The 26,481-nt window shown below is 44.0% G+C and carries 25 protein-coding genes and 1 riboswitch; of the genes, 7 read left to right on the top strand and 18 right to left on the bottom strand.

Annotated features, from left to right (window positions below; all coding sequences use genetic code 11):
• Positions 1-59: 59 nt before the first annotated feature.
• The 4 genes from cobT to ACRC6Q_RS01325 form a co-directional block, all read right to left on the bottom strand.
• Positions 60-1,109 carry a nicotinate-nucleotide--dimethylbenzimidazole phosphoribosyltransferase gene (cobT, locus tag ACRC6Q_RS01340; protein ID WP_431465590.1) on the bottom strand — a complete coding sequence of 350 codons (1,050 nt, stop codon included), beginning with the start codon at positions 1,107-1,109 and terminating at the stop codon, positions 60-62.
• An 86-nt stretch (positions 1,110-1,195) separates the two neighbouring features.
• Positions 1,196-1,370, bottom strand: a riboswitch (cobalamin riboswitch).
• 180 nt (positions 1,371-1,550) lie between these two features.
• Positions 1,551-2,483, bottom strand: a complete 933-nt coding sequence (locus ACRC6Q_RS01335; RefSeq protein ID WP_431465589.1) for a glycine betaine ABC transporter substrate-binding protein — start codon at positions 2,481-2,483, stop codon at positions 1,551-1,553.
• Between the two features lie 474 nt (positions 2,484-2,957).
• Positions 2,958-3,818 carry an ABC transporter permease gene (locus tag ACRC6Q_RS01330; RefSeq protein ID WP_431465588.1) on the bottom strand — a complete coding sequence of 287 codons (861 nt, stop codon included), beginning with the start codon at positions 3,816-3,818 and terminating at the stop codon, positions 2,958-2,960.
• Positions 3,811-5,010 (bottom strand): quaternary amine ABC transporter ATP-binding protein, encoded by a 1,200-nt coding sequence (locus tag ACRC6Q_RS01325; RefSeq protein ID WP_431465587.1) that lies wholly within the window; start codon positions 5,008-5,010, stop codon positions 3,811-3,813. The genes ACRC6Q_RS01330 and ACRC6Q_RS01325 overlap by 8 nt, the downstream gene beginning before the upstream one ends.
• A gap of 1,304 nt (positions 5,011-6,314) precedes the next feature.
• Between ACRC6Q_RS01325 and ACRC6Q_RS01320 the strand changes: the two genes are divergently transcribed.
• The 3 genes from ACRC6Q_RS01320 to ACRC6Q_RS01310 all read left to right on the top strand — a co-directional run bounded on the left by ACRC6Q_RS01320 (position 6,315) and on the right by ACRC6Q_RS01310 (position 11,871).
• A complete protein-coding gene (locus tag ACRC6Q_RS01320) occupies positions 6,315-8,354 on the top strand; it encodes an EAL domain-containing protein (RefSeq protein WP_431465586.1) in 2,040 nt (679 codons plus the stop codon).
• Between the two features lie 58 nt (positions 8,355-8,412).
• Positions 8,413-10,086, top strand: a complete 1,674-nt coding sequence (locus tag ACRC6Q_RS01315; RefSeq protein ID WP_431465585.1) for a diguanylate cyclase domain-containing protein — start codon at positions 8,413-8,415, stop codon at positions 10,084-10,086.
• 297 nt (positions 10,087-10,383) lie between these two features.
• The gene (locus ACRC6Q_RS01310; protein WP_431465584.1) at positions 10,384-11,871 is read left to right on the top strand and encodes a potassium/proton antiporter; all 1,488 of its coding nucleotides are present in this window, start codon (positions 10,384-10,386) and stop codon (positions 11,869-11,871) included.
• Between the two features lie 134 nt (positions 11,872-12,005).
• Here ACRC6Q_RS01310 and ccsB read toward each other — a convergent pair whose 3' ends face one another.
• Complete coding sequence (ccsB, locus tag ACRC6Q_RS01305; protein ID WP_431465583.1) at positions 12,006-13,202, bottom strand: c-type cytochrome biogenesis protein CcsB; 1,197 nt, start codon at positions 13,200-13,202, stop codon at positions 12,006-12,008.
• Between the two features lie 168 nt (positions 13,203-13,370).
• Here ccsB and ACRC6Q_RS01300 point away from each other — a divergent pair, with 168 nt between their 5' ends.
• The gene (locus ACRC6Q_RS01300) at positions 13,371-13,520 is read left to right on the top strand and encodes a hypothetical protein (protein ID WP_223636588.1); all 150 of its coding nucleotides are present in this window, start codon (positions 13,371-13,373) and stop codon (positions 13,518-13,520) included.
• A gap of 91 nt (positions 13,521-13,611) precedes the next feature.
• On the opposite strand, the gene ACRC6Q_RS01295 is transcribed toward ACRC6Q_RS01300, so the two are convergent.
• The gene (locus ACRC6Q_RS01295) at positions 13,612-14,235 is read right to left on the bottom strand and encodes a DUF3885 domain-containing protein (protein ID WP_431466311.1); all 624 of its coding nucleotides are present in this window, start codon (positions 14,233-14,235) and stop codon (positions 13,612-13,614) included.
• A 39-nt stretch (positions 14,236-14,274) separates the two neighbouring features.
• Entirely contained in the window at positions 14,275-14,568 is a 294-nt protein-coding gene (locus ACRC6Q_RS01290; protein WP_223636585.1) for a hypothetical protein, read from the bottom strand.
• A 237-nt stretch (positions 14,569-14,805) separates the two neighbouring features.
• Here ACRC6Q_RS01290 and ACRC6Q_RS01285 point away from each other — a divergent pair, with 237 nt between their 5' ends.
• Complete coding sequence (locus ACRC6Q_RS01285; protein ID WP_298831068.1) at positions 14,806-14,952, top strand: lipoprotein; 147 nt, start codon at positions 14,806-14,808, stop codon at positions 14,950-14,952.
• Positions 14,953-15,018: 66 nt separating this feature from the next.
• On the opposite strand, the gene ACRC6Q_RS01280 is transcribed toward ACRC6Q_RS01285, so the two are convergent.
• Positions 15,019-15,192: a Fe3+ hydroxamate ABC transporter substrate-binding protein gene (locus tag ACRC6Q_RS01280; RefSeq protein WP_223636579.1), complete on the bottom strand. Its 174-nt coding sequence runs from the start codon at positions 15,190-15,192 to the stop codon at positions 15,019-15,021.
• A gap of 40 nt (positions 15,193-15,232) precedes the next feature.
• Positions 15,233-15,448: a hypothetical protein gene (locus tag ACRC6Q_RS01275; RefSeq protein WP_223636576.1), complete on the bottom strand. Its 216-nt coding sequence runs from the start codon at positions 15,446-15,448 to the stop codon at positions 15,233-15,235.
• 590 nt (positions 15,449-16,038) lie between these two features.
• On the opposite strand from ACRC6Q_RS01275, the gene ACRC6Q_RS01270 reads away from it, so the two are divergent.
• Positions 16,039-16,347, top strand: a complete 309-nt coding sequence (locus ACRC6Q_RS01270) for a hypothetical protein (protein ID WP_431465582.1) — start codon at positions 16,039-16,041, stop codon at positions 16,345-16,347.
• Between the two features lie 335 nt (positions 16,348-16,682).
• On the top strand, positions 16,683-18,092 hold the full coding sequence (locus tag ACRC6Q_RS01265) for a DHA2 family efflux MFS transporter permease subunit (protein ID WP_431465581.1): 1,410 nt from the start codon (positions 16,683-16,685) through the stop codon (positions 18,090-18,092).
• Between the two features lie 89 nt (positions 18,093-18,181).
• Here the strand turns inward: ACRC6Q_RS01265 and ACRC6Q_RS01260 are convergent, their stop codons facing one another.
• The 9 genes from ACRC6Q_RS01260 to ACRC6Q_RS01220 form a co-directional block, all read right to left on the bottom strand.
• Complete coding sequence (locus tag ACRC6Q_RS01260; RefSeq protein ID WP_431465580.1) at positions 18,182-18,589, bottom strand: DUF4181 domain-containing protein; 408 nt, start codon at positions 18,587-18,589, stop codon at positions 18,182-18,184.
• 27 nt (positions 18,590-18,616) lie between these two features.
• Positions 18,617-18,832, bottom strand: coding sequence for a DUF6366 family protein (locus ACRC6Q_RS01255; protein ID WP_431465579.1), 216 nt, complete (start codon positions 18,830-18,832; stop codon positions 18,617-18,619).
• A gap of 360 nt (positions 18,833-19,192) precedes the next feature.
• The gene (locus ACRC6Q_RS01250) at positions 19,193-19,933 is read right to left on the bottom strand and encodes a GntR family transcriptional regulator (RefSeq protein WP_223636565.1); all 741 of its coding nucleotides are present in this window, start codon (positions 19,931-19,933) and stop codon (positions 19,193-19,195) included.
• 79 nt (positions 19,934-20,012) lie between these two features.
• On the bottom strand, positions 20,013-20,828 hold the full coding sequence (locus ACRC6Q_RS01245; protein ID WP_431465578.1) for a PfkB family carbohydrate kinase: 816 nt from the start codon (positions 20,826-20,828) through the stop codon (positions 20,013-20,015).
• Positions 20,829-20,843: 15 nt separating this feature from the next.
• Positions 20,844-21,737 carry a carbohydrate ABC transporter permease gene (locus ACRC6Q_RS01240; RefSeq protein WP_431466310.1) on the bottom strand — a complete coding sequence of 298 codons (894 nt, stop codon included), beginning with the start codon at positions 21,735-21,737 and terminating at the stop codon, positions 20,844-20,846.
• Between the two features lie 34 nt (positions 21,738-21,771).
• Positions 21,772-22,656, bottom strand: a complete 885-nt coding sequence (locus ACRC6Q_RS01235) for a carbohydrate ABC transporter permease (protein ID WP_223636558.1) — start codon at positions 22,654-22,656, stop codon at positions 21,772-21,774.
• A gap of 75 nt (positions 22,657-22,731) precedes the next feature.
• Positions 22,732-24,003: an ABC transporter substrate-binding protein gene (locus tag ACRC6Q_RS01230; RefSeq protein ID WP_431465577.1), complete on the bottom strand. Its 1,272-nt coding sequence runs from the start codon at positions 24,001-24,003 to the stop codon at positions 22,732-22,734.
• A gap of 34 nt (positions 24,004-24,037) precedes the next feature.
• The gene (locus tag ACRC6Q_RS01225; RefSeq protein ID WP_431465576.1) at positions 24,038-25,084 is read right to left on the bottom strand and encodes an SIS domain-containing protein; all 1,047 of its coding nucleotides are present in this window, start codon (positions 25,082-25,084) and stop codon (positions 24,038-24,040) included.
• 332 nt (positions 25,085-25,416) lie between these two features.
• Positions 25,417-26,367 (bottom strand): ribose-phosphate diphosphokinase, encoded by a 951-nt coding sequence (locus ACRC6Q_RS01220; RefSeq protein WP_223636548.1) that lies wholly within the window; start codon positions 26,365-26,367, stop codon positions 25,417-25,419.
• Between the last annotated feature and the right edge of the window lie 114 nt (positions 26,368-26,481).

Genomic DNA, 26,481 nt, shown 5'->3' with positions numbered 1-26,481 from the left:
TTTCAGCATCTCGTCTTCACTTGTTGTCACTGGAATGAATATCCTATGGTTCCGTTACCTCAAATTTCAAGGCCCACTTCAGAAAAGGTGGCCATCTCTCTCATCATGTTACACGCCGCTTCCACAAGCGGGAACGCTAAAGCGACGCCCGATCCTTCACCCAAACACATATCCATATGCAGCAGCGGTCTGATGCCCAGCAGTTCACTGGCTCTTTTGCCGCCCGGTTCCGCACTTGCATGTGAAGGGATCAAGTAAGCTTTCACTTTCGGTTCAATCGCAACAGCGAGCAGCGCCGCAACTGTAGAAATATAGCCGTCCAACACAACCGGCACACGGTTGGCTGCCGCTCCGATCATGATACCCGCCATGCCGCCGATTTCCAGGCCGCCCACTTTGGCAAGGACATCGATCGCATCCCGCTTATCTGGATTGTTGACCTCAATCGCCGTCTTGATGACCTTCACTTTATGTGAGATTCCGCCATTGCCGACCCCTGCTCCGTTGCCGGTAATCTCCTCAGGTGGAATGTCCCCCAGAACAGACAGAATCGCCGTGCTCGGCGTCGTATTGCCGATGCCCATTTCGCCGGTTCCCAGGATGCGGGCGCCGTTTCTGATTTCGGCTTCCGCAATTTCTATTCCCACTTCGAGCGACTGGATAGCTTCTTCTGTGGTCATCGCAGGTCCTGTCGCGATATTGCCTGCTCCTTGCTTAATCTTCCGGTCGATCACTCCGGCATCACTTGGAAAGTCCCCTTTTACCCCGATATCCACGGTGACGATTTTCGCACCGGTCGGCTTCGCTAATACACCGACTCCGGTTATGCCTTTTGCGATGAACATCGTCTGTGCAAACGTCACCTCTTGTGGGTTGGAAGAAACCCCTTCCTCGTACACGCCATGATCGGCAGCCATCACCACAATCGCCTTTTGATCCACCACAGGATACAGTTCTCCATATATTCCCGCCAGTTGTACAGCCAGGTCTTCCAGCCTACCCAGACTATGCGGCGGCTTGATGAGACTGTCCACCCGCCCCCGTGCCATATCCATCACTTCCAGATCCAAGCCCTCAAACCGTCCAATCGTTTGCTGCAATAAATCCATCTTTTTCTTCCCCCTTCTATGTTAAAAAGAAAAAGCCTTCAGTTTATTTGCGCGAACAAATAAACGAAAGACTTTTCCATGATCTATAAGCAGAAAGTAAGCAGGCAGGTCTCCTGGCTCTGGATCATCATTTCACAGGCCTTCCCAGACAAAAGTCCAGTGGCTATTTCCATAAAACTCCCCGTTACAGTGGCGGGACCGCTGAAGATTTTCACTTCATTCCCTATTCTCCCCGAAGGGCACCTCTTACTGATATTCTATTTATGTTTCATCAAGCTTACACTGGATAATCTTGGCCAGTCAAGCTCCAAAAAGGAATCTCAGCAGCGACTCCGCGGGCAAGCGAAGTAGTGAAATCCAACCAACCAAAAACCCCAAATGGGGACATCGTTTAAAATGTCTGCCATTCAGGGTTCAGTTCCTTCTATATAAAAGAATTATTTATTCAGCAGGTGTTAAATCTTCGATTGAATCGATGTCCATATAAGCGGGAACGACAAATCCGATTTTAGCGCCTTCGAGGTTAACTCCAAGATCGACTACACTGTCGCCATAAGTTTCAAGCTGAGTGGCGTGGGTTCCCGGCAACCATGCCGCTACCATTCCGTCTGCTTGTCCTTCAGAAACAGCCTGCCACATCACTGCATTGTCAAGCGGCGTCAATGTTACTTCAAAGCCTTGGTCTTCCAAGACTTTTCCGACAACATTCGTTGAAACGACTTCCGTATCCCATTCCACGTAAGCCAACTCAATTTCTGTGCCGTCTACTGCTTCTGTACCGGCTGTCCATTCAGCAACTTTATCACTGTTTTCTTCTACCCATTCAGTTGTAACTTCTTTAACATCTGCGCCATTTGAAACTTCCAGCATGATGCTTTCGATATCAGCAGACTCCCATTGGAATTGATCAAGAATTGTGTAGGCTTCAGGTTTCTCTTCTTCTAAACCTTCACGTACCATTGTGTTGATCGTTTCAGCATCGCCGAATAAGCCATTAGGATCTTCAAGGTATTTCAAATCATACTTCTGGAACTTCCAGTGCGGGCTCCAGCCAGTGACGATGATCGGTTCTTCGTTATCGATCGCTTCGCCTAAAGCTGCAGCCATCGCGCCGCTTGAAGAAGTGACCACTTCCCAGCCTTCAAGACTTTCGTACTCTTCTGTTGCTGCTTCAGATGCAGCAACTACGCCTGCGCCTGCTTCAATGCCTGTAATTTTGTAACCTAACTCTTCACCGTAGTTCACGTCTTCAGAACCGGAACCTTCAGCAGTTCCTGTGTCTGAAGCCTCTTCGTCATTTCCGCACGCTGCTACAACCAGTGTCAGCATAAGTACGAACATAAGCCCTAAATGTTTCCATTGTAATTTGAACATAAAATAATCAATCTCCTTTTTCTTTAATATTATATAAATTGAACTAGTGATCTTCACCTGCTGATATTCCGCAAATCAGTTCCTGAAAACCCAGTGCTCCTGCATCGCTTCGCTAGCTTCGTCGCAAAGATACGGACCGAACTCCCTTCGGCCGTATCTTTCCTACGGGCTTGCGCCGAACTAACTCGGGCTAAACGCCCGAGTGGATTTCTTGTATGTCGTTGCACTGCTCCCGCGGGAGTCTCCACTGATTTGCTCCATATCTCTTATATATAAGGGAAAATACAGAGTCGCTTCGAATTCTAACCTCTTAGCGCCGGCGCGTTCAGGGGCTAGGCGAAGCAAGAAGACAGGCGCCCTTTGCCTGGCTTCTTGCGGGAGACATGCCCAAAGCGACCGAAGCGTTGTGTAAAAGCTAGTTTCTTTAGTTCAACTTACATACTTGGTACTTTTCTTTTTATAACTTTACCAAAATTAGCTTTTCACTCTTTTTTGTCCAGTGAAACTTTGCGTAAACCGATCGATGATGATTGCCAGGATGACAATCCCCAAGCCTGCGACAAATCCGGTTCCTACATCAGCCCGCTGCAAGGAAGAAAGAACTTCCCTGCCGAGACCCGGTGCGCCGATCATCGATGCGATAACGACCATCGACAACGACAACATAACCGTTTGGTTGATGCCGGCCATGATTGTCGCTTTGGCCATCGGCAATTCCACTTTAAAGAGCTTTTGTGAACCCGTGCTGCCGAAAGCTTCGGAAGCTTCGACCAATTCTTTTGATACTTGACGGATTCCGAGGTTCGTAAACCGAACAGTCGGTGGAGTGGCGAAAATCAATGATGCGAAAATGCCGGGAACCATTCCGATGCTGAAAAATGCCACAGCCGGAATCAAGTAAACAAAAGCTGGCATGGTCTGCATAAAGTCAAGAACAGGCGTAATGATGCTTTCCGCGGTTTTGCTTTTCGACATCAGGATGCCGATCGGAACCCCTAGGAGGATCGACAAGAGACTTGCGACAAGAACCAATGTAAACGACAGCATCAATTCTTCCCACAGCCCTTGGTTCCAGACCAGCAATAGGCCAATAAGAGAAAATGCAGCCAAGCCAAATCGTTTTCCACTGATGAAGAATGCCAGTATCGCGACGATCAGAATCACAATCGGCGGCGGGACTGCTGCAAGAACGTCTGCAAATTCTTCCAGGCCGTCCGCAAATTCATTTTTAAGAGGATCGAATAGGAAAGCGAATGTATCTGATATCCAATCCGTGAAATCCGAAACTAATGAAGACAACGGAATTTCCGGGATGTTGTCCATAAAATTAAGCATGGTTGCGATTCACCTCGCTTTGTCCTGCAAGCGCGGAAATGACGGCGCCGCGTACGATGATGCCGAGCAGTTTTCCGTCTTCCACAACCGGGATCGGAACAGGAGAATTATGGCTGATTTCAAAAATCGCATTCATCAAGGTGTCTTTAGTGACAGTCGGTGCATCCGTCTTCAGGATATCCAGAAGGCTTTTCACTTCAGCTTTAAAGGCAACGGAAGCGTCATCGGCTGTTACATAGCCTTTCAGGTTCCGCTTGCTATCTGTTACATAAATGCTCGAGATGCCTTCTTCTTTCATTCTTTCCAAAGCGACACGCGGACCGTGCTTATCGATGTTGATCGTTTCAGGGCGTTTCATGATATTGAACGCGGTCAATACTTTCGAGCGGTCGACATCTTGAACGAATTTTTTAACGTAATCATTGGCCGGATTCACCAAGATTTCTTCCGGTGTACCGACCTGTACGATGGAGCCGTCTTTCATCAACGCGATTTTATCGCCGATGCGCAGAGCTTCGTCCAAATCATGTGTGATGAAAATGATGGTCTTCCGCATGGTTTCCTGCAGATCCAATAATTCATCTTGCATTTCTTTTCGGATCAATGGATCCAGTGCGGAGAAGGCTTCGTCCATCAGCATGACTTCCGGATCGTTCGCCAGCGCTCTGGCTAATCCGACACGCTGCTGCATACCCCCTGAAAGCTGGGATGGCACTTGTTCTATGTACCCGCCCAAGCCGACCATTTCCAACGATTCTTTTGCTTTTTTATGTCTTTCCGCTTTGTCGACCCCTTGGATTTCCAAGCCGTATGCGGCATTGTCCAAAACGGTCAGATACGGGAAGAGGGCAAAGTTTTGGAACACCATACTCATTTTTGTGCGGCGCACTCTGCGCAGGTCTTTTTTATCCATCGCTGCCAGATTTTCACCATCTATAAATACTTTTCCTTCTGTTGGATCGATCAACCGGTTCAACAAACGAACCAAGGTCGATTTCCCGCTTCCGGAAAGCCCCATGATGACAAAAATCTCACCGGCTTCCACTGAAAATGAAGCGCGATTGACGCCTACTGTACTGCCCGTCAATTTTAGGATTTCTTCTTTCGATTTTCCTTCACTGAGCAATTTCAATGCTTGCTTAGTATTTTTACCGAATACTTTCGATAATCCTTCTACTTCAATAATTGACATCTCTTGCTCACCTCTCTGCTATTCAATTTATTGCCTGGATAGAAGAGCAGTTCATCGCGTCTATTCATCTATCTTCCATAACAACTTTATCCATTCATTTATTAGACTCTTTGGAAATCTCGCCCTAATAAAAATGAATATTTACCTATTATTTTCACCGGTTCAAATATCACTTGTCTCACTATACGCACAATTTCCTATCATTACAAATGTTGCAAGCGGGATTTTTTAGTTAAAAAGAAAATTTAAACACTTTTAAACTTCCTTAGAAAAATCTGCGATTTATTTCATTCATTTGTTTATTTTCTACAAAAATGTGTTCATGACAGTATTTCAAGGGATCAGAAAATGACGTTTTTTTGATATCTCTATTCCTGGAATCAAGAAGGAGATAGATCCTGAAAAGTTTTAAAAAAATATTTTGAAACCTGATTCCTCTTGCATAATTACAAGTATTTCTTTCCGATTTCAGCCTGAAAACTACTAAATTATCAATAAGTCGCGAAACAGAAATCCGATTTTATATTCGATAGTCACGACCTGCTTGTGGATAAAACATCTTGCGTCTCTCTTACGGGCTTATTTTTAACGTTCACGAAGTACTCGAGGTTTTTCAAACGCTTTTATACAGAACTAAAAAGAAATAATGCTTTGCTTAAGCATCTCTTCACCTTCTGTATGGTCCTAGTCGTATATCTGAATTTCCATTTCGTTTTCTGTTTTCCCTCCAAGAACGTAAAGTTTAAATTGGATAAACTTACGCTAAAGGAACTCACTAAGAAAAAGTGTTAACCATCCATAACTTTATTAAGTTATATTTACCTATTATTAATTCTGTATTTCAAGGATATAATACCTTCTTAATGGAAATTAATTGATGTAACTATGTTTTTCAAGAATAGTAATTTAGTAACTGCATTCAATTCCAGGATAATTTTCATATTACTATTTGTTTTTCAACATTAAATTATTTTCATCTGATGCTGACAAGGAAAGCGGTCACAGTAAATTCTCAGTTTTCACTGGTCAAGTTTGCTGAAAAAAAGGTAAACAGCTTAATCAACTCTCTACTATATTTCGAAAAACATTATTTCACTATTAATACCGATTCTGTCGAAGAAAAATGATAGTAAAATCAAAGCCATATCCCATCCTTAAAATTTCCTTTTTTACGGCATATAGGAATTGATTCGAACATTTGAAGTCGTAGTCCACTCTTCGGACAACTATTCTTGTATACAGCAATACCACCATCCAAAAATAGAGACTGAGAAACTAAAATAGTAGATAAAGGGTGAGATGTATTGAAAAAGGACACTGGTTTACTTAAAGAATGGATGAATACGAATGACGAATTTTTGATTGCCATTGATGGAGATGGCCTGATTCTTCAAGTTAATCAGGCGTGGATAGATTTTTGCACCTTCCATGAAGTAACAGAGGCCTTATGGAAAATAGGAGCTAATTACCTTGAACAACTGGAGATAAACGGCAACGAGAAAAAACTGCACTCATTTAAAAGCTTGTTGGCAAAAGAGATCAGCGAATATAAAAAAATATTCCCGTTTCCCCTTGGGAATGGAGATATTCAGTGGTTTCAAGTCAATATCCGAGGAACTAAAGATCCATCAGGACATTCACACGGTGCCATCGTAAAGCATAAGCCGATTACTCTTCATGCAACTCAGCCGATTACGGCGGAGACGATCCTTGAAAGCATGACAGATGGCTTTTATCTATTGGACGATCATTTGCATGTGATTTACATAAACGAAATTGCGGAAAAATTGCTGAAGACCGAACGGGGAAGTGTTGTGGGCCGAGGCTTGTACGAACGGTTTTCTGAAGCCATCGGCACTGCATTCGATTATCAATACAAGCATGCATTGAAAGAAAAGGTGATTATAGAATTTGTCGAGTATTACAAACCGCTGGATATGTGGTTTCAAGTCAAAGTATATCCACTCGAAGAAGGCAGTCTGGCCGTGTATTTTCAAGATGTCAGTGACCGTAAAAAGATAGAAACGCAATTGGCCGAATCGGCTTACTTTGATTATTTGACAGGACTGCCCAACCGCAGATCACTTAACCATACGACTCGCCTGCTGCGAGCCCAAGGTAAACAGTTTTCGATCTTCCACCTTAACCTTGATAATTTAAACTCTATCAACGCAGTGCATGATTATAATGCCGGCGATGATGTCATAAAAAAAGTTGCCAGCGAGCTACAAGGGTTAATCTGTGAGAAATGCCAAATTGCCCGTATGGATGGCAATGAATTTATTATCCAAAAAGAAGACAGTCCAAGAGATGACCAGGAAGAACTTGCAGAAAAAATCGCAAAAGTTTTTTCTAAACCCATTACCTTGGACAGCAACCAAGAAATTCATGTCATTATCAGCATTGGGATTGCTTGCTACCCTCTCGATTCCTCAGCAATGAATGAAGTGTATTCATATGCTGAAATGGCCATGCGCGAAGCAAAAATAACCCGCGGCTCTTCCTATGCTTTTTTCCAGCCCATGATGCGTACTTTATACAACCGCAACTCGACCATTGAAGAAGGATTGACCGGCGACTTGAAGAAAAATGGCTTTTACTATACCATGCAGCCTCAGATTGATGGGCATTCAGGTGATATTATCGGCATCGAAATCCTTTCGCGTTGGGCTCACCCGAAGCTTGGAGAAATTTCACCTCTGGAATTCATTCAAGTAGCTGAGGAAACCGGTGACATTATTCCATTGACTTCCCATTTGCTCAAAGAAGTCTTTACTCAATTGAAAGATTGGGAAAACAGGTATGGTTGGAGTCTCCGCACTGCCTTTAATATGACGCCTTCCCTCCTCAACAACTCGAATTTCTTTGATAGCTTCTTTGAGTTAATCGATCAGTATAAAGTCGATCCCACTTTAATAGAAATTGAAATTACCGAGCAGGCGGAACTGACCTATTCATCGAAAACGCTGGAAAACCTGATTCTCTGCAAGTCCAAGGGAATCTCCATAGCCATTGATGATTTCGGAACCGGGTTTTCGATGATTTCGTACTTAACCAGTTTTCCCATCGATAAAATCAAAATCGACAAGTCCTTCATCGAAAAAATTGGACAGGATCGAAAATCGGAAGCTGTATTGAAGTCGCTCATCCATTTGGCTAAAAGCATTGAGTGTGAACTGGTGGCCGAAGGCGTTGAACGAATTGAAGAAGCCAATTTTCTACTGGCTAATGACTGCAACGTTTTCCAAGGATATCTATACGATAAACCATTGAACATCAGAGAATTCGAAAAGAAATACTTACAGGCTGACCATAAATCCCCTGCTGCGAATGATCGGTTATGACTTATTTCAAAATGGATGGGAATAGAAAAAGCAGCCTTTTGAGAAAGGACATGAACACGTGAATCTATCCAGTATACTGCCCTTTGACCAGACGCTGATCGAAGCAATTAAAGACATGGTGTTTATTGTCAGTGTTGAGGAAAATTCTATTTTCAAATATGAGTTCTTTAACCAAGCTGTTGTGGAAAGAACTCATTTGACTCAAAACGAACTTACGAAAACATTTCACGAAGCACATTCCCAAGCAACCGCTGACTTATTAAAACTGCAATACACCCAAGCTCTTGCCACTCGAAAAAAAGTAAGCTATGAAGATTCCTATGTGTCTCCTGCCGGGGACCACTACTACTCTGAAACCGTATTGACACCGTTGTTCGATGCATCAGGACAATGCACCTATATTATAGGCGTTGTCAAAGACGTAACGAATGAGCGGCTGGCCAAACTGGAAAGTGCAGTCGCGTGGGAGCGGCTGAAAGAAAGCCGTTCCCGCTACCGTTCCTTATACGAGAACAGTGCAGATGCGATTTTTTCTCTTGACTTGAATGGCCGAATTTTGGATGGCAATGGATCCGTCGAACACGTAACGGCTTATCCACTGGTTGAGTTGATTGACTCAACGTTTGTCGAGCATCTTAGCCAAAAAGATTTCGAATTGATAAGTGTTTATTTTCATATGGCTCTGGATGGAATATCAAACGATTTCCAAACAAAGTTTTTGGGAAGGTCCGGCCAGTTGATTGGTGTGTTGATCAACTTTGCCCCAGTCAAAGTAAAGAAAGAAATTGTTGGGATCTATGCGGTGATGAAAGACATGAGGGAAATGGATCAACTGATCAGCCAGTATGTCGAAAGCGAGAACCGATTCCGCATCATTGCCGAAAACTCACAGGATGTTATTGTCTTAATGGATTCTAAAGGAGAAACGCTTTATGTCTCTCCTTCAAGTAAGCGGGTATATGGATTTGATCCTGCAGAATATATCGGAAAGCTGCCTTACCATAATGTTCATCCTGCTGACATCCCACTGCTAAGAAAAACCTTCTCACTGGCGATTCAGGAAAATGAGTCCTACCTGTTGGAGGTTCGGATAAAGCATAAAGAAGTTGGCTGGGTTTGGACAGAAGTGAAAGGCACACCCATCTTCGATGATCAGCATCAATTTGTTCACATGCTCATGATTACGCGTGACATCACGTTACAAAAAGAACAGGAAACTCAATTGTATCATTATGCATATCACGACTCGCTGACCGGTCTGCCGAATCGGAGATTTTTAAAAGACCATCTTTTGACTAAGATTAAACAATGCCAGAAAAAAGATGAGGTTTTGGCCGTAGTGCTCCTCGACATCGATCATTTTAAAGACATCAATGACCGATTGGGCCACGAAGTAGGCGATGCCGTAATTGAGGAATTCGGCAAGCGTTTAAGCCAAAAGATCAGCGAACAGGACATTGCAGCGCGTCTTGGCGGAGATGAATTTGTGCTTCTCTTGCCTGGTATAAAAACACAGGAGCAGGCGAAAAACATGGCCACAGAGATTCAGCTGGCGATGAAGGACGTATGGCTGATCGAAAATGGACCTGCTGAGGTCACGGCCAGCATAGGCATCGCCCTAACACCTTTGTTCGGATCCACTGTTTCAGCCATATTGAAAAATGCCGACCTGGCGATGTATGAATCGAAAGAAGCCGGCCGCAGCACTTTTCGCATCCATATGCACGAATAAGCTTGAAATTCATTGAAATGAAGAATAGCGCTTTTTCCCCACTCATTAAACAGAGAGGAAAAAAGCGTTATTTTTATTGCGATTTATCAGTAGAATGCATGATTCAACATAAAAGTTACAGAAAAAAGAAACGCTCCGCTTCAGCGTATCTTCACTTAAAGCAGCTGCCACTTCTTTTTGGATATCAATAGCTTATTGCATATACAAATCAGGTTCCGACGTTAGCCTTTGAATCAACAGGAAAAAAAGATAAAATAAATATACACTGAGCTTTTCAAGGAGGTAGGTCACAATACTATGATGAATGACATTATCACACCGGATTATTTGATGTTTGTACTGGCATTGTTTTTTATCATCGGTGTCTTTACGACGAAATTCTCTTCACGTTTTGGCGTTCCCGCCCTTATTCTCTTCATCGCCATCGGCATGCTTGCCGGCAGTGACGGATTTGGACTCCTCTATTTCGATAACCCCTCTTATGCTCAATTCATCGGCATTTTCGCTTTAGTGGTCATTCTTTTTGAAGGTGGACTTTCAACGAAATGGACGACCATTAAACCTGTAGTGTTTCCGTCACTGGTTCTGGCGACTGTCGGCGTTTTGATCACCACGTTCATAGTGGCAATTGCCGCAACCTTTATTTTGGACGTGACATGGCTGGAAGGGCTTCTTTTCGGCGCCATCGTCGGTTCCACAGATGCAGCCGCCGTTTTCGCTGCCCTAAAAGGCCAAAATATCAAAAATCGGCTGGCGGCGACGTTGGAAGCGGAATCCGGCACGAATGACCCGATGGCCATGTTCCTGACTTTAGCGCTTATCCAATTAATCGTGTCGGACGAGCAGGGCATCTTGAGTATCATCGGCGTATTTTTCCTGCAGATGGGTCTTGGCCTCTTGTTCGGGCTTCTACTGGGCCGCTTCGCTTCTTGGGCCATCAACAAGATCAACCTGGATTCAGGCGGACTTTATCCCATCCTTGCCATGGGGTTCGCCATCTTGACCTACAGCGTGGCCGCCAACTTGAACGGCAGCGGACTACTCGCGGTATATGTAGCTGCCCTGGTCATCGGCAACAGCGATCTGACTTTCCGTCATACCATCTTTCACTTCAATGAAGGATTCGCCTGGATGATGCAGTTGCTGATGTTCGTGATTCTTGGCTTACTGGTCTTTCCGAGTCAGCTCTTCACGTTTGAAATCATCATAAATGGCTTCCTGTTGTCATTCATCCTGATCCTGGTGGCACGCCCTCTTGCCGTGTTTGTTTCCACACTTGGATTTGATTATTCCTGGCAGGAAAAAACGCTCATTTCCTGGGCCGGACTTAGAGGGGCTGTCCCAATCGTGCTGGCAACATTCCCCATGATTGCGGGATTGGAAAATGCCCAGCTATTCTTTAATGTTGTCTTTTTCGTCGTCCTCACTTCAGCCCTTATCCAAGGCGCCACTATTTCTCCTTTTGCCGAGAAGCTGGGGCTCACAGGTCCGAAGAAAGTGGCGCCGATCCACACACTCGAGCTTGTATCCATCGGCAAAGCGAATGCCGAAATCGTGGAATATACCGTCAGCGAGGAAACGCCGATTTTAGGAAAAAGTCTGGCGGAGATTGATTTTCCTCCGGAGGTTCTGATCAACGCCATCATCCGTGATGAAGAACTGGTCACTCCTTATGGTGAAACGACCATCCAAACAAACGATGTCCTGTATATCCTGGTGTCTAAAAACAGGAAAAAAGAGCTCAAAAAGACATTAGGGGAAAATGGAATTTCCGATAACAACTAATGGCCATCAGGAAAGGGATGGCAGGGATTATGTTTTCAATCCCATAAATCTTTTGACGCAAAAACCTCCCAACCTTCATCGGATTGGGAGGTTTTTGCTGTTTTGTCGAAAGGCTTCTCGTCCCTGCGAATCTCTCATGCGTAGGAGTGCAGACCCGCAATGACCAAATTGACGAAAATTTGATTGAAAATAATCGTACCGAAGCCGATAATTGCCAGCCAGGCAGTTTTCTCTCCAGTCCACTCACGACCAATCCGCAGATGGAGGAAGGCTGCATAAAAAAGAAACGTAATTAAAGCCCATACTTCTTTCGGATCCCAGCCCCAGAAACGGCTCCAGGCAATCTGCGTCCAAATCATGGCAAAGAACAAGCCGCCAAGCGCAAATAATGGGAAACCGATGACCACTGAACGGTAAGAGATTTCATCCATCAGCGTCAAATTGACTTTGTTGGTGAACGGCTGCAGCAGCTGCGCGATTTTCTTCCGCGTGATCAGACGAATCAGTCCATACAAGACAGAACCGATCAGGAAAGACCAGAGAACCGAGTTGAGTTTTGCCGCTTCGATGCTGTTCGGAATTTCCAGCAGGCCGCCATAATGATTTGCCGGTTCGTAGCTTCCAGCCTTTCCAGTGACGGGCTTTGCATCAATTGGCACGACCATGGCCGGCATAGCGTAGTCATAAATCTGGATTTCACTTTGCTGATTTTCGAATTGGTAGCTTGCGCTGTAATCGGTAATCCGGAAAGCGGATGTTACAAGGATAAAACCGACAACGACCACCAGGAAATACAGGACCAGCTCCAAAAAGAACGAACTTTTTCCTTTTCGAGTGGTATCCACGTGCTTCAGTAAATAAATCAGCCCTGTGACAAACGATACCGACAATACTGCACTGGCAGTGGCGACTGTCATAACGTGGATTGTAAGCCAATGGCTTTGAAGCGCCGGAATCAGCGGCGACACTTCATTGGCGAACATGCTGGCATAGGCGATGATCAGAATGGCAATCGGAAGCAAAAACAAGCCGACGACTGGCTGGCGGTAAAGGTAGTAAAACACCAGAAAGCTGCCGATCAGCATGATGCCGAAGAACGTCAGAAATTCATTGAGATTGCTGACGGGTGCATGGCCGGAAGCTGTCCAGCGAAGGATGAAATAGCTCAGCTGCGCCAAAAAACCGATAACGGTCATGATCAAAGCAATTTTCGCCGCAACTTGCTTACGGGATTTTACTGCAACTCCGAATGGAATAATGGCAATCAATAAAATGATGAAAGAAAAAAATAATGCCGAACTGCTTAACGAAATTAGGGATTCTACAGACATAGGTATACTCCTTTTAAAAGAATAATGGTATTATTGAAACTATTATTCCAATAATACCATTATTTACTAAGTAGAATCCTAGTCCATTTTGTGTCATCTTGCTTCTGCGGATTGCATAAGCAGAAGGACGAAAATATTCATTCCATTAAAATTATGGAGGCATAAGCTATGATAAGTTTTATGAAGGATTTGATCGGCGCTATTACAGATATTTTGAGATGGGTCTGTTACTTCCTGGCTGGAGCAGTGGTAGTGACTGTTTTTATGTACATCCTCAAGTGGAGCATTGAATGGATACTTGTCCCTCTTTTAACTTAAGGAAAAGTATAAAAGAAAACCCGTAGATTTGAACCGAGTCCCATTTCAAAATAGATTAATTTAACAATAATATAAGCCCAACAACTAATACCTACTTAAACACCTGGTCTATCTCATCTCTGTCGTAATCCAATATCCAGGCATTGTGCGTTTTGTACATATGGCGTATGTCTTCCGGAGAAGCCGCCACCAGATCACAGCCTCTGTCATCATACACATGGAAAATGGTTTTCTGTTTAAGGCTGATGAAGAAAACATCATGATAGATAGCCGGCTCGTATCCCATGTCATTATTACAGATGGCTTTCAGTAAAGGCATATATCTGAGATCCGATACTTTGCACTTCAGGACAAACCTATGGGTCTTGTAATTCCCATCTTCATCGTCCTCCGGGATGATATAAGGAAGCGTCATATGTTCTAATTTGTTCAAAACAGATTGATGTCTTATATACCTGGAGAAGATATTCAATTTGCGTCTCAAGCTTCTGTTATCCCCAAAATCATTTACGTTTACTACCACAAAAATTTCGTCCTCTGGAAGATGCAAGGAATCGAACAGCGTAATGGCCCTTCGGTAAACGCCTTTAAGATAAGGACTGTTCTGAGAACAATCATCCCGCCTATAATCCACTCCTAACTCGAAGCGAATACCGATGTTCCAGTTATAAAATAAAGGAGGATTGAGTTCTAAATCCGGAAAGTTCTTTTTCATAAAGTCGATAAATTCCACTTGTCCACCTCATTCTTTTCATTAAACAACCGAAGCTGCCCTCTTCTGCTTGTGGCATCTTTCGCATGTGTACACATACATGGCGGGCACTTCGTTGTCCCGGTTACCTCGTTTGTATTTATGCAGACCGACCCGGCATAAAAAGCTGCTTTCCTTATTACTTCCAATCAATGAAAAAATCAGACCGATCATCCCACCGGCAATCAATAGATAAGGCGCATTGTAAAGATTAAATGTCTCATCCACTTCCGCGAGCAGGACAACCACCCCGATCAAAATAGCAAACGAAGAAATGACCTTCAGTTTCCCCCACATACTATTCCTCCCTTTGTCTTTGGGTTAGTTAAGCCCAATCCCAACAAACTTATCGAATTTCAGCTTCTCTATTCCACATACCCTAACCCTTCTCCTTATATGAATGGTTCTTCTATAGAGATTTGATCCCTAAAAACAAAAGAGAATTACCTCCAAAATTTGGAAAACTTTCGCGAAATCACACGTATAACAAGTCAACATGATTTCGGAAAGAGTAGAGGATGGGAGGGGTTCACCATGAGGAAGTTGTTTTTACTAGCTTTAGCGGCATTATTATTGGCCGGCTGTTCATTTGAAGTGCGGGATGCAGATCCGGATCAAGAAGACGGATTCACAATCGACCTCAAAGACAACAAGGATGGCAAAGAAGAAGACGAAGAATAGGAAGCAGAGAGGGACATTTCCCTCTCTGCTTTTTCATGACGCATGACACTTTACTCGCCAAGAATCTTAAGACTTATCTTTTTCGAAACAGTCTTCACAGATAAACTGTCCTTCGTTCTTCAAATAAGCTTTCACTTCAGTAAAGCCTTTTCGTTTCGGGTAGCGCATCTTGATGAATACGACTTCGTTTCCTTCGATTTCCTTGTTGCATATGGAACATTTCGGCTCTTCATTGAACATTGTCATCGCCTCCTGTGTCTGTTCTGGAAAATCACTTCATTTATTTCAAGTGGATTTTGCTATCGTTTTTTCTTAACCGATTGAACGCGATGCTTGAAACAAGTGTAGTTATAATCAGCACAAAAGGTATCTGTGTTAAAAACTGGCCGTTTGCAGCTAATGGATTCTTATACATATAAATACTGATTCCGATGCACACAAGAGCCGAAGAAATCCCCAAAATCAGCAATAAGGATTTTAAAATCTTCTTATCCAAGCTCCATCACCTCGACATTTTCTTTTTCACTAATGAAAAAATGAAAACTACCGCTATAAAAAACAGTAAAGTATAAATTATGTCTCCTATATTAAGCAAATTGCATCCTCCTTCCATCCGCTCCTATTCCAGCTTCTCCAGATGGTTCTATGTAGTCTTCTAAAAAACGTAATGATATAAAACGAAAGCTACCGTTCCGACTAAAATCGGAAGCCACAGCCACTCAAACAGTTTATTTTCAAGTTCTTTTTCTTTTCCAGCCTTCTCGAAAAAATAGTTGCTCCAAACTAATAGAAGAGAAATGATCAGCAATGTGAAAATAGTGAGTGAGCCGGTTAAATGCAATAAGAAAATAATAAAAGACCAAAGTACATATCGTGTCGTCGTATGAGCAAAAAGCGTCAAGATAAAACCCCCTCCTCTTTCCTACGGATTAGTTGGGGTGAAGTTGCACATATGCTTTAATTTTTCTGATTTCGATATAGAAAAGACGCCTTCCAAGTAATATTATGCAGTTTTTTTCTGCGGTTGCCGACAGTGATAGTATTGAAATCATCATACATCTTGCTCGAACCGGAGGTGAAACAGCGATGAACCTAGTTGAAAAGCTCTATACAGTCATAATTTTATCTGCTGCGGTGATCGGCACGGGTCTAGGGCGAATCGAAGAGATCCAGGCAAACACCGAGCATTTCATCGTACCTTTACTGATGCTCATGCTTTATCTCACCTTCTTGCAGATCCCGCTCCAACAAGCGAAGCAGGCTTTCGGCAACACCCGGTTCGCTTCTGCTTGCTCTCCGAAAACCCAGTGTTCCGTAAACCCGGAAAACGAAAAAGTACACATTTTTTACTTCACATTTATTTTTCTGCTTCTATTTTGCTTCAGAGCCAAATAAACTATTGAATTTTAATGATTTTTGGTAGCACGTTTTGAAATCGGGTTTTAGTCCTTGCCGCAGTAAGCGTTTCTTACAAATGGCAAATCGCTCTTGACCCATACACACCGAATAGAAGCGTTTTCATTTTTAATGGCATGTTCCAATCGTTTAAAACCTTCCATTTGCAGGCGATTTTTGGAAGAAAATGTGTCTGAATTTCCATAATCATTCCAGATATCCACTGAATAGTATTGAGTTCTTAGAGGAGTTTTTGTATAGTTGCAAAGTGACTCAACCGCTTTGGTAGAAAGTCGGCAAGTCAAAATTACATATAGATAGAAGGAAATCGATTTATGAAATCTCATGTACAAGTAAAAAAACCGAAAACGATGGCAGCTATTTTGATGCTCGGCTCGTTTATCGGGTTATTTGGGGAAACGGCATTGAATATGGCGTTGACCAATATTATGGAAGACTTCGCCATCAGCGCCGGCAAAGCGCAATGGCTGACGACCGGCTATTTACTGGTCTTAGCTATTTTGGTTCCCTTATCTGCCTATCTGGTCCGCTGGTTTTCAACCCGGCAATTGGTGGTTGCGGCATTGCTCATTTCTTCCCTGGGTGCCATGCTTGCAGCACTTTCGCCAAGTTTCTCCGTACTTCTGATCGGCCGCTTAGTCCAAGCTGTCGGTACAGGCATTTTCCTGCCGCTCATGTTCAGTGTGGTCCTGCTGATTTTCCCGATCCAAAAACGCGGATCGGTGATGGGGATTGTCGGCCTGGTCATCACAGCGGGTCCGGCGTTAGGTCCAACATTCAGCGGATTGATCATCAGTGCCAGCAGCTGGCATTATATTTTCTGGGTCATGGTCGTCTTGAATCTCGTGCTGATGATCGGCGCCTTAAGCATGGAAAACGTCTCGGATATTTCCAAGCCCAAAATTGATATCGGCTCGTTGCTGCTTTCCACCATCGCTTTCGGGGGCATCATCTATTCCTTATCGACATTGGCCGAAACACCGTTCACAGAGCCGAATGTATGGGCTCCGCTCGTGATTGGTGCAGCCGCTTTGGGACTGTTCATCATCCGTCAGCTGAAGATGTCGCAGCCGATGGTCGACCTGCGCGTTTTCAAGTACCCGATGTTCGCACTCGGCACCTTGCTGATGTTCCTTACCCTTTTCGTCATTCTTTCCGTAGCTATCCTGATTCCCATCTATTTGAAGAGTGTCCTGGCTTATACATCGATTGCCGCCGGCTTATTGATGTTCCCAGCCAATTTATTGAATATCATCATGGCGCCGATTGTCGGCTCCAATTTTGACCGGGTGGGCGCCCGCATCTTTACACGTCTCGGGTTTTCTTTCATCACAGTGGGGGCTATCGTCTTCCTTGTGATCCTTTCGTCCACGACACCGGTTTGGCAAGTCATCGCCGCTCTTTGTGTACTGTTCTTAGGGATTTCGATGACCATCATGCCTGCACAGACCCATGCGATGAATCAGCTGCCGCCGAAGCTGTACGCAGACGGTTCGGCCGCTATGAACACCCTGACACAGGTTGCAGGGGCTGCCGGTACGGCAATCGCCATCACCTTGTTCACCGCCGGGCAAAACAGCTATATTGCTGAATTCGGCGCCGCCACTCCGGCAGAGTTTTTGGCATCCGGCACCCATACCGCGTTTTATGCGGTATTAGCGGCTGCGGCGGTTGGGTTGATCGGGTCCTTGTTTATCAGAAATAATCGTGAAGTAGTTAATTAAGATAAAAACACACCAGTCCGATACCAGGGCTGGTGTGTTTTTTGGATTTTATGTATTCGCATCGACGTCTTCCGCTGCGGAAGTATTTTTTAATAGCCCAAGTTCAGCAAATCATACTGAATCGCCATAGCCAGTGCTGTTGCAAACACCACCATCTCCCCGATCGTCAAGATCGCCTGCTTTGGGTGATCCGAGTATTTCCACTCAAAGAATGCTCTGACCGCATAGTCTATTACCAGGAGCAGCACGACTGGAATGAGGTAAAAGATGACGGAATACTCTTTGAAGATGACCAGGTACAAAACGATAATCAGCACCATCGACGACAGAACTCTCACAACCCAATCGATTTTTTTATGGGTTTTGTTGACATGGTTATAAGAAAACCACTCTGTTTTTTCTTTTTCAATCTTGAAGAGCTTTCTCAAAGCAGATTTCACTACTGCCATTAAGATGAATAAAATCACTAGAGACAAGCCGATTTTCAACCACACCATCTCATTTCCTCCTTGAATGTTCTCTTATCAACTGAAGAAGAATTGATAAAGGACATAGCCTAAAAACAAGATAAGAATTAACAAGAGCATGCCTTTCCAGCCCATGTCACCTGCAATGTCCGGTACATTGCCGTTGCCGGCGCCGCGATCGAAGCCATCACGCAAGGAACCTCCCGGATTACGCTTGTGTTCCTTTTGCCTTAAGCGCTCTCTGCTTTCTTTTGCTGTCTTCCTCGATTCCATCTGGCTTCCCTCCCTGGTTTACTAATAATTCAATTAATGGTTTATTCTATTATGACATAAATTAGAGATTCCACTCCGTATTATTCAACAAAGTAATGCAAGTCGAAGCAACACGGAAGCTATGCCAGGAGAGATATCTTAAATGTAAATTTACTAAGGAACAAGGTCTATCAGGGAAATAGAAAAAGCACCGCAAAAAGCTTTCTGCGGTGCTTTTATATGTGTCGGTTTACATCCTTATCACTGGTTGCAAATAGAAGTTAAATAAGATGACTTCAACCGAGTCATCTCATCATCCTGTAGACTATGCGTTTTTTTAAAACATTACCTATATAATGAAGTTCAGTTTAAAGCACTCGGTTATTCTGTATAATCCGCTTCTATATAGAATTTTACCCGTTCACCGACCATGTAGTACTTAGAGTAATGGACAGGTGTCCCATCCGGACCGTAAATGAGTTTCTTCACGAGGATAACGGAAGAGGTTTTATTGATGCCCAGATATTTGCAAAGTTCTGTCGGCGGATGGACATATTCAATCTCTTTTTTTACTTTTGTGAAAGGGACTTTATAGGTTTCCCGAATTAAAGCGAAAGTGGAGACACTATCATCTAGCAGGTCCTGAATGCCAGGATAGATGTTCAGCGGCAGATAAGCGTAATCCACGCTGAACGGTCCTTCTGCATCTTTTACGAGACGCACAAGCTCCACAAATTCGTTTTGTTCATGTAAAAAGGCTTTTGCAATTTCTCCATCATCGGTGATGATCCGTTTGTGCAGAATCTCTTTTTCAATATTGTTCTCCTCGGTCGACAAACCTTCGGTAAAGCCTTTCAGGTTCAATAGATGCAAGTCTTTTTTGGATGCCCGAACGAATGTACCTTTGCCGCGAATCACTTCAATGACCCCTTCTTCGCTCAGTTCTTTGATCGCCCTGCGTATCGTAATGCGGCTTACATCAAAGATTCCGCACAGCTCAGACTCGTTCGGAATCTTATCTCCCGGCTTTAAATTATTAGTTTTGATCAATTCCTTGATGCCTGCTTTTATCTGCTCATATAATAAGATGGGACTATCCAAATCGACGCTGTTTTGGTTCATATCCAGACTCCCCCTATACTCAAAATTAAAATCTTCCTGTCATTTAACTGTACATGAGGAGCAGTTCGAAAACAATTTTTTAGAATTCCTTCGGGTATCCAAAACCACCGTAAAACCCGCATGTAACTTCTGCAGACTTTGTTGCCTTTTCGATAGCCTCTTCCATCGCTACTCCGTTTATATAATTCACCAAAAATCCGCCGATCAAACTATCACCTGCTCCCATTGTGTCAACAACAGAAATTTCCCGCAGCTTCTGTTCAAATACGGTATTTTTGCTGATAAACAAAGCAGGCTCGCTGCCTCTTGTCAGGGCAGCTGCTTCAAAATCAAAGCCTTTCAGCCTCTGGATAAACCAGTTCAGCTCTTCTTCCGACAAATCCGCTGCTGAGAAAAAAGCGTATTTGATAAAGGGCGCGACCTTTTCAATATAGTCCAGTTCCAGGTGATTGGAGAAGTCATAGGAAATGTCGATCACTTTTGCCAGCTTTTCCAATTCACTTTCCATGGAAGAATAACAACTGACGTGGCAAACATCAAATTCAGTGATGAAATCCAAATCTTCTTCGATCAGCTGTATTTTCAACATGCGTTGTACTGTGTTTTTCGCCCCGCTTACAAATACTCTGTCGCCATCTTCAGTTAATGCTACACGCGGCTGGCCGCTGATGCCTTCCGCTGTACGCGACAATCCGAAGTCGATTTCTTCCTCCTGCAAAGCGTATTTAATATGCTGCGCTTTGTCATCGGTTGCGAAGATGCCGATATAAGCGGCTTTTTCTGCGCCATTTTTCCGAGCATTGACAGCGACATTGACACAGTTTCCTCCCGGGTAATATTTATCTTGATCCAAATAGCAATCCACCACATTATCTCCAACCGCAATCAACTTCATTCCAAATTCCTCCTCTTATCCTTTAACAGATCCTTCCGACAGCCCTCTGACCAAATACCGCTGCAGGAATATCAGCAGGATGACCATCGGGATCGCCGCAATCACCATCCCTGCAAGCAATACGCCCCAATCAGTTCTGAGTGCGTCCCTAAAATTCATCAAACCTGAAGGGATTGTTTTCAATACGTCCGAATCAATAAACACGGTCGCAAACATAAATTCATTCCAGGCAAAGTATGCCGTCAGTACAATTGTCGTCACGATGATTGGAATCGAAAGCGGCAGGTAGATTCGTGCATAAATGCCGAATTCACTGCAGCCATCGATGATCGCCGACTCTTCCAGTTCTCTTGGAATGCTCAGGAAGAATGCGCGTATCAGGATGATCGTCAACGGCAGCCGGTAAGCTACATACGTTAAGATCAATGCCCAATGCGTATTGATCAAATTCATCCAAGTCAGCATTTCAAACAATGGAATGAGCGCTACCTGTGGATTCATCATGATGCCGCCGATGGTGAAGATCAACGCCACATCAATCCATCTCGATTTGTAGCGGGACAGTGTAAACGCTGCCATCGAACCGATCAGGACGACGAGGACAATCGTAACCAAGGTAACGAATAGGCTGTTGAAGAAATAGCCCGAGATTCCCATCGACCAGGCTGTCGCGTAATTTTCAAAATGCCAAACGGACGGCAACCCCCATACATTGTTATAGATTTCATCATAACTTTTCATCGAAGAAACTACCATCCAAAAAAGTGGATAGAGGATGACAAAAGCAAACAAAAGCAGGCCGAGAAGAATTATGTTTTTCGAAATTTTGCCCTGCAGATTTGTTCTTCTGGTCGTTTTGTCCATTTTAGCTAAACGGGCTTTTTTGATTTGCGTATCGGAAGTGAACAGATCGGCTTTAATATTTTCATTTGTTTTTGTCATCCTACTCATCCTTTCCGGTTCCCGAGACCTTGATTTGGATAAGGGCGAATATCGCAGTCACGACGAAGATCAATGTGGCGACAGCTGATGCATAACCCATATTGTCTTTGAAAAATCCTTGCTGGTACATGTACACCGACAATGTCATCGAACTCGTACCCGGACCGCCATTAGTGAGTATGTACGGTTCGTTGAAAACGAGCATGGCTCCTGTGATAGTAATCAGCATGTTGACGAACAGGGCTTCTTTCACTTGGGGGACGGTAATATTGAAAAACTGCCGTATCTTACCGGCACCGTCTATATTGGCCGCCTCATAAAGCTCTTTAGGAATTTTCTGGATCGCTACGATGAACAGCATGGTAATGAATCCGATGCTTTGCCATTGCGACATCGCTATAACTGCATAAATCGAAGTCGTCGCATTTCCCAACCAAGGCAAGGCCAGACTTTCCAAACCGACCAGCTCCAAAAAGCTATTTAAAAGACCCATTTGAGGATTGTAAATAAAATTGAACAACAAGGCGATAACCGAAATCGAAATCATGACTGGGATAAAGTAAATGATCCGCAACATCGGTGCAATCCGCCGGAACAACTTATCTTCAAGTATCGTAGCAAGGACCAGCGCGAATGCCACCTGAAAAATCACCGAGATGATTGCGTATTTGATATTGTTGATGAAAGCTGTCATGACGACTTTATCAGCAAACAGCTGTTCAAAAGCCGAGAACCCAACATATTCTTTCGTCGGGGAAAACACGCTAAAGTCAAAAAAGCTGTTATAGAAGTTTTGGACCAGTGGAATGTAGATGAAGATTCCCAAGAACAAGAGACTGGGCAATATGAATAAGGCTGGGATCATGCGGTTTCTTCTTGCTATCATACGTGCACCTTCTTTCATTTTAATAAGTCCTAATATTCAACTGAACATTAGGACTTATCCAGTTCTGCACTGCTGCTATTTCTGGTTTGCTGCTTCCTGTTGCGCTTCTTTTAAAATATCCTCAGGCGTTGCCTGCCCTGTAGCCAAGCTTTGCCCTCCACGCATGAAGACGTCTGCTACATTGATGTTAACTGCATTGTCAAACCATGGCGCTGTCGAAGAAGCATTGGTGATCAGTTCATACGCCTCAAGACTTGTCGGATTGACGTTCTCTTCGGTCACTGCGCCTTCAATAGCGTTCAGTTGGCCATCTGTTTTCGTGAATTCAGCAGCCGTTTCTTCTGAAGTCAGGAATTTCAGGAAATCGATGGTTTCTTCTGGTGCGTTCTTGCTGACCATCCATCCTTCCGGTGCCCCTGTAAGTGCTGTCGGATCGCCTGCTGCACCTTCAACTTCCGGAAAGTCAAAGAATCCAAACTCCACATCTCCCGCTTCCTCGACCATTTTGATTTCCGCGAACTGCATGTATAAGACAGGTACTTCACCGGCAGCAAACATATTGCGTGCCGCTTCGTGATCGATTGCAGTGGAAACGTCTCCCATATAGCCTGTCAATTCTTCAAACATTTCAAGGCCTTGAATGTATCCTTGATCCGTAAATTCTGCTGTTTCTTCGTTATAGTCTTTTTCCAATACCGCCGGATCCACAACTCGTTCAAAGATTGTGCCGAGGTAATGCGAAATCGCCCATGTGTTGGTCAACCCTTCCACCAACGGCTGTTCATAGCCCGCACTTTGAAGCTTGTCGAGCGCTGCAATCAACTCGTCATAGGTTTTTGGAATTTCGATATTATTTTCTTCAAAGGCCGCTTTATTATAGAAGAATGCTTTGCCGTCTACAGTAAAGGGAACGCCATACGTCGTGTCGTCAAAAGTGAATCCGCCGAACTGGGAATCGATGATTTTCGATGACCATTCCTCGTCTTCTTGAATGACTTCATTCAGCGGCATGATGCGCTCAGAAGAAACCAGGTTTTCTGCGAATGAATCTGACCAGGCAGTAAAGATATCCGGCAGCTCATCACTCGATACTAAAACACGGACCTTTTCTTTGTAAGCGTCATTCAGGACATAATCCACATTGATGTGAACATCCGGGTTCTGCTCCATGTACTCTTTGACTTTTTCGTCGTAGAAGGATTTTCTAGGTTCGTTCGGCCATCTGTGGAAAAAGTCGATTTCAACTTTTCCATCCGCATTGGCACTTTGTTCTTCACCTGAATTACATGCAGCTAATAACGTCGAAAGCAGAAGCAACAAAATCGAAAAGCACAATGTTTTCTTCATTTCGTATCCCCTTTCTGATGAACCCCGTTTATTTTTAGTAATCCATTTTCCACATATATCTTCTGACCGACAATGGATGGCCAGTGTGTTCGGCTAGCGCATCCGCATAGAGGCGAAGAACCGATCCGGTGAGTGCCGGTCCGAAGTATTCTTTCAAGTCTTCGTCTACGCCGTCGTAGTTTAAAGTTTCGATATCGACCACTTCCACTTTGTCGCTGAATTTCTGTACGAAGTCCAGTGCACGCTCGTCCAGCGGGCGGCTTGCTCCATCGCCTTTCACAACCAGGAATGGCACATCGTAATCGGTGATTTCAAACGGTCCGTGGAAGAATTCTCCGGAATGGATTGCGTTTGAATGGATCCACAGCATTTCCATCAACAGGCAGCTTGTGAATGAGTAAGCATGGTGGATGTACGCACCGCTTGCCATTGTGTAGATGATTTTTTCGCGTTTGTTCTTTTTGCCGAATTTGTTTGCGGCATCCGCAAATTGTTCGATATTTTTCTGAATCAATTCGCCGACATTCGGCAATTGGCTGACAACACGCTTGTATTTTTCATTCGGAGCCAATGCGTTCAGTAATTCGAAGATTAATGTATAGAAAATACCGACTTCACCGTCGATAGCGTCCGAACCATCTTTGTAATTGTAATGAACGATGTGTTCAGCTGCCTGGCATAATGGTGAATCTGCTTCCATTGAGATGGACACAGTCAATGCGCCTTTTTCACGGGCAAAGCTTGCTGCTTCAACCGTTTCAGGAGTTGTACCTGAATGTGAACGTAAAATTACCAGTGTATTTTCACCGACACTTTTCGGATTGCGGTGAATAAACTCGTTCGCTGTATAAACGAAGCTTGGGACTTCTGTTTCCTTGCTGATGAAATATTCACCGAATGACAGCGAAGCCATCGAACCTCCGCACGCTACAAAATAGACATTCTTAATGTCGCGGGCTTTTACCGCTTCCAACACGTTGGCGATCTGAGTAGCATGTTCCGGTTTCATGGCTGTTCCTTGCACTTCATTGATAATTCCACCTGCTACTTCTTCAATAATTGTACCTTGCTCCTGTTTCATTTCAACACCTCCAAGATTTATAACGTCATATGACGTTATATTAATTAGTATTATATGCCGAAGTATTTTAAATAGTCAATATAATTTGATAATTTAATTTTTTTATTTTTTTAAGCTGTTTTAAAAAAACCAGGCAATAGCATTTCATCTAGTTTTTTTATAATCATCTTTGAATTTCTTTCCTTTCTTCCGATAATCGAAGTTAATACTTCAAAGACGAAATACAAGCCAACAAAAAAAGCGCCGCATATAGCGGCGCCTTAAAGTTTACGTAATTCAATTTTGCTGGATCACAAAGTAAAAGATAGCAATTTCTACTACCGGTCACACCTTTATTCGAATAAAGGCGTGACCGGTTTTTCGTTATGGACGTGCTCGATCGCTTCAGCCAATAAAGGCGCGACTGAAAGAATCGTGATTTTCGGCGTACGTTTCTCTTCAGGCACGCGGATTGTATTGGTGACAACCAGTTCCGTAACGGCCGACTCTTCGATTCGTTGTACCGCTTCACCAGATAGGACTGCGTGCGTACAGCAGGCATAAACAGCTTTCGCACCGTTTTCAACCAGGACATTCGCTGCTAACGAAATTGTGGTTGCGGTATCGATGATATCCACAATGATGATGACGTTCTTGCCTTCAATGTCTCCGACGATATTGACCATTTCCGGTTCGCCCGGCTGCATGCGGCGTTTATCGATAAAGCCGATCGGAACGTCCAAATGGCTGGCCAGTTTGCGGGCTCTTCCCAAACCGCCATTGTCCGGAGCTACCACGATGGCATCTTCCAATCCCTTTTCCAGGAAATGCTTCGATAGGATCTTCTCACCGAGCAGCTGATCTACCGGCATATTGAAGAACCCTTGGATTTGAGGCGCATGCAAATCCATGGTGATGATGTGGGTAGCCCCTGCTTTTTCCAGCATATTGGCCACCAGTTTTGCAGTGATCGGTTCACGCGAACTCGCTTTCCGGTCCTGCCGCGCATAGCCGTAGTAAGGCATGACGACGTTGATCGTCTCCGCAGATGCCCGCTTCAGCGCATCGATCATAATCAGAAGTTCCATGACATGCTCACTTCCCGGCTGGGAAGTCGACTGGATCAAGTACACTTCTTTACCACGGACACTTTCTTCAATATTGATTTGGATTTCCCCATCGCTAAAGTGTTTGATGAAGCTTTTCCCGAGCGGACAACCAAGTTCAGTCGCAATTTCCTGGGCTAGTTCCGGATTTGAACTCAATGTAAAAAGCTTAAAGTTCTTCCCTAATTGATATGGCAATTTGTAGTCCCCTCCGCAACGATTATTTTGTAAAACCTGATAGCCGATCAGCTATCGTGAAGGTCCATCAACTGACATTTGAACTTCAGTAGTTGCTTTTATAATACCTTTTTC

It is taken from the genome of Planococcus sp. SE5232 (genome assembly GCF_050686535.1).
Classification (GTDB): Bacteria; Bacillota; Bacilli; order Bacillales_A; family Planococcaceae; genus Planococcus.
This window is presented reverse-complemented; position numbering and strand designations above follow the sequence as displayed.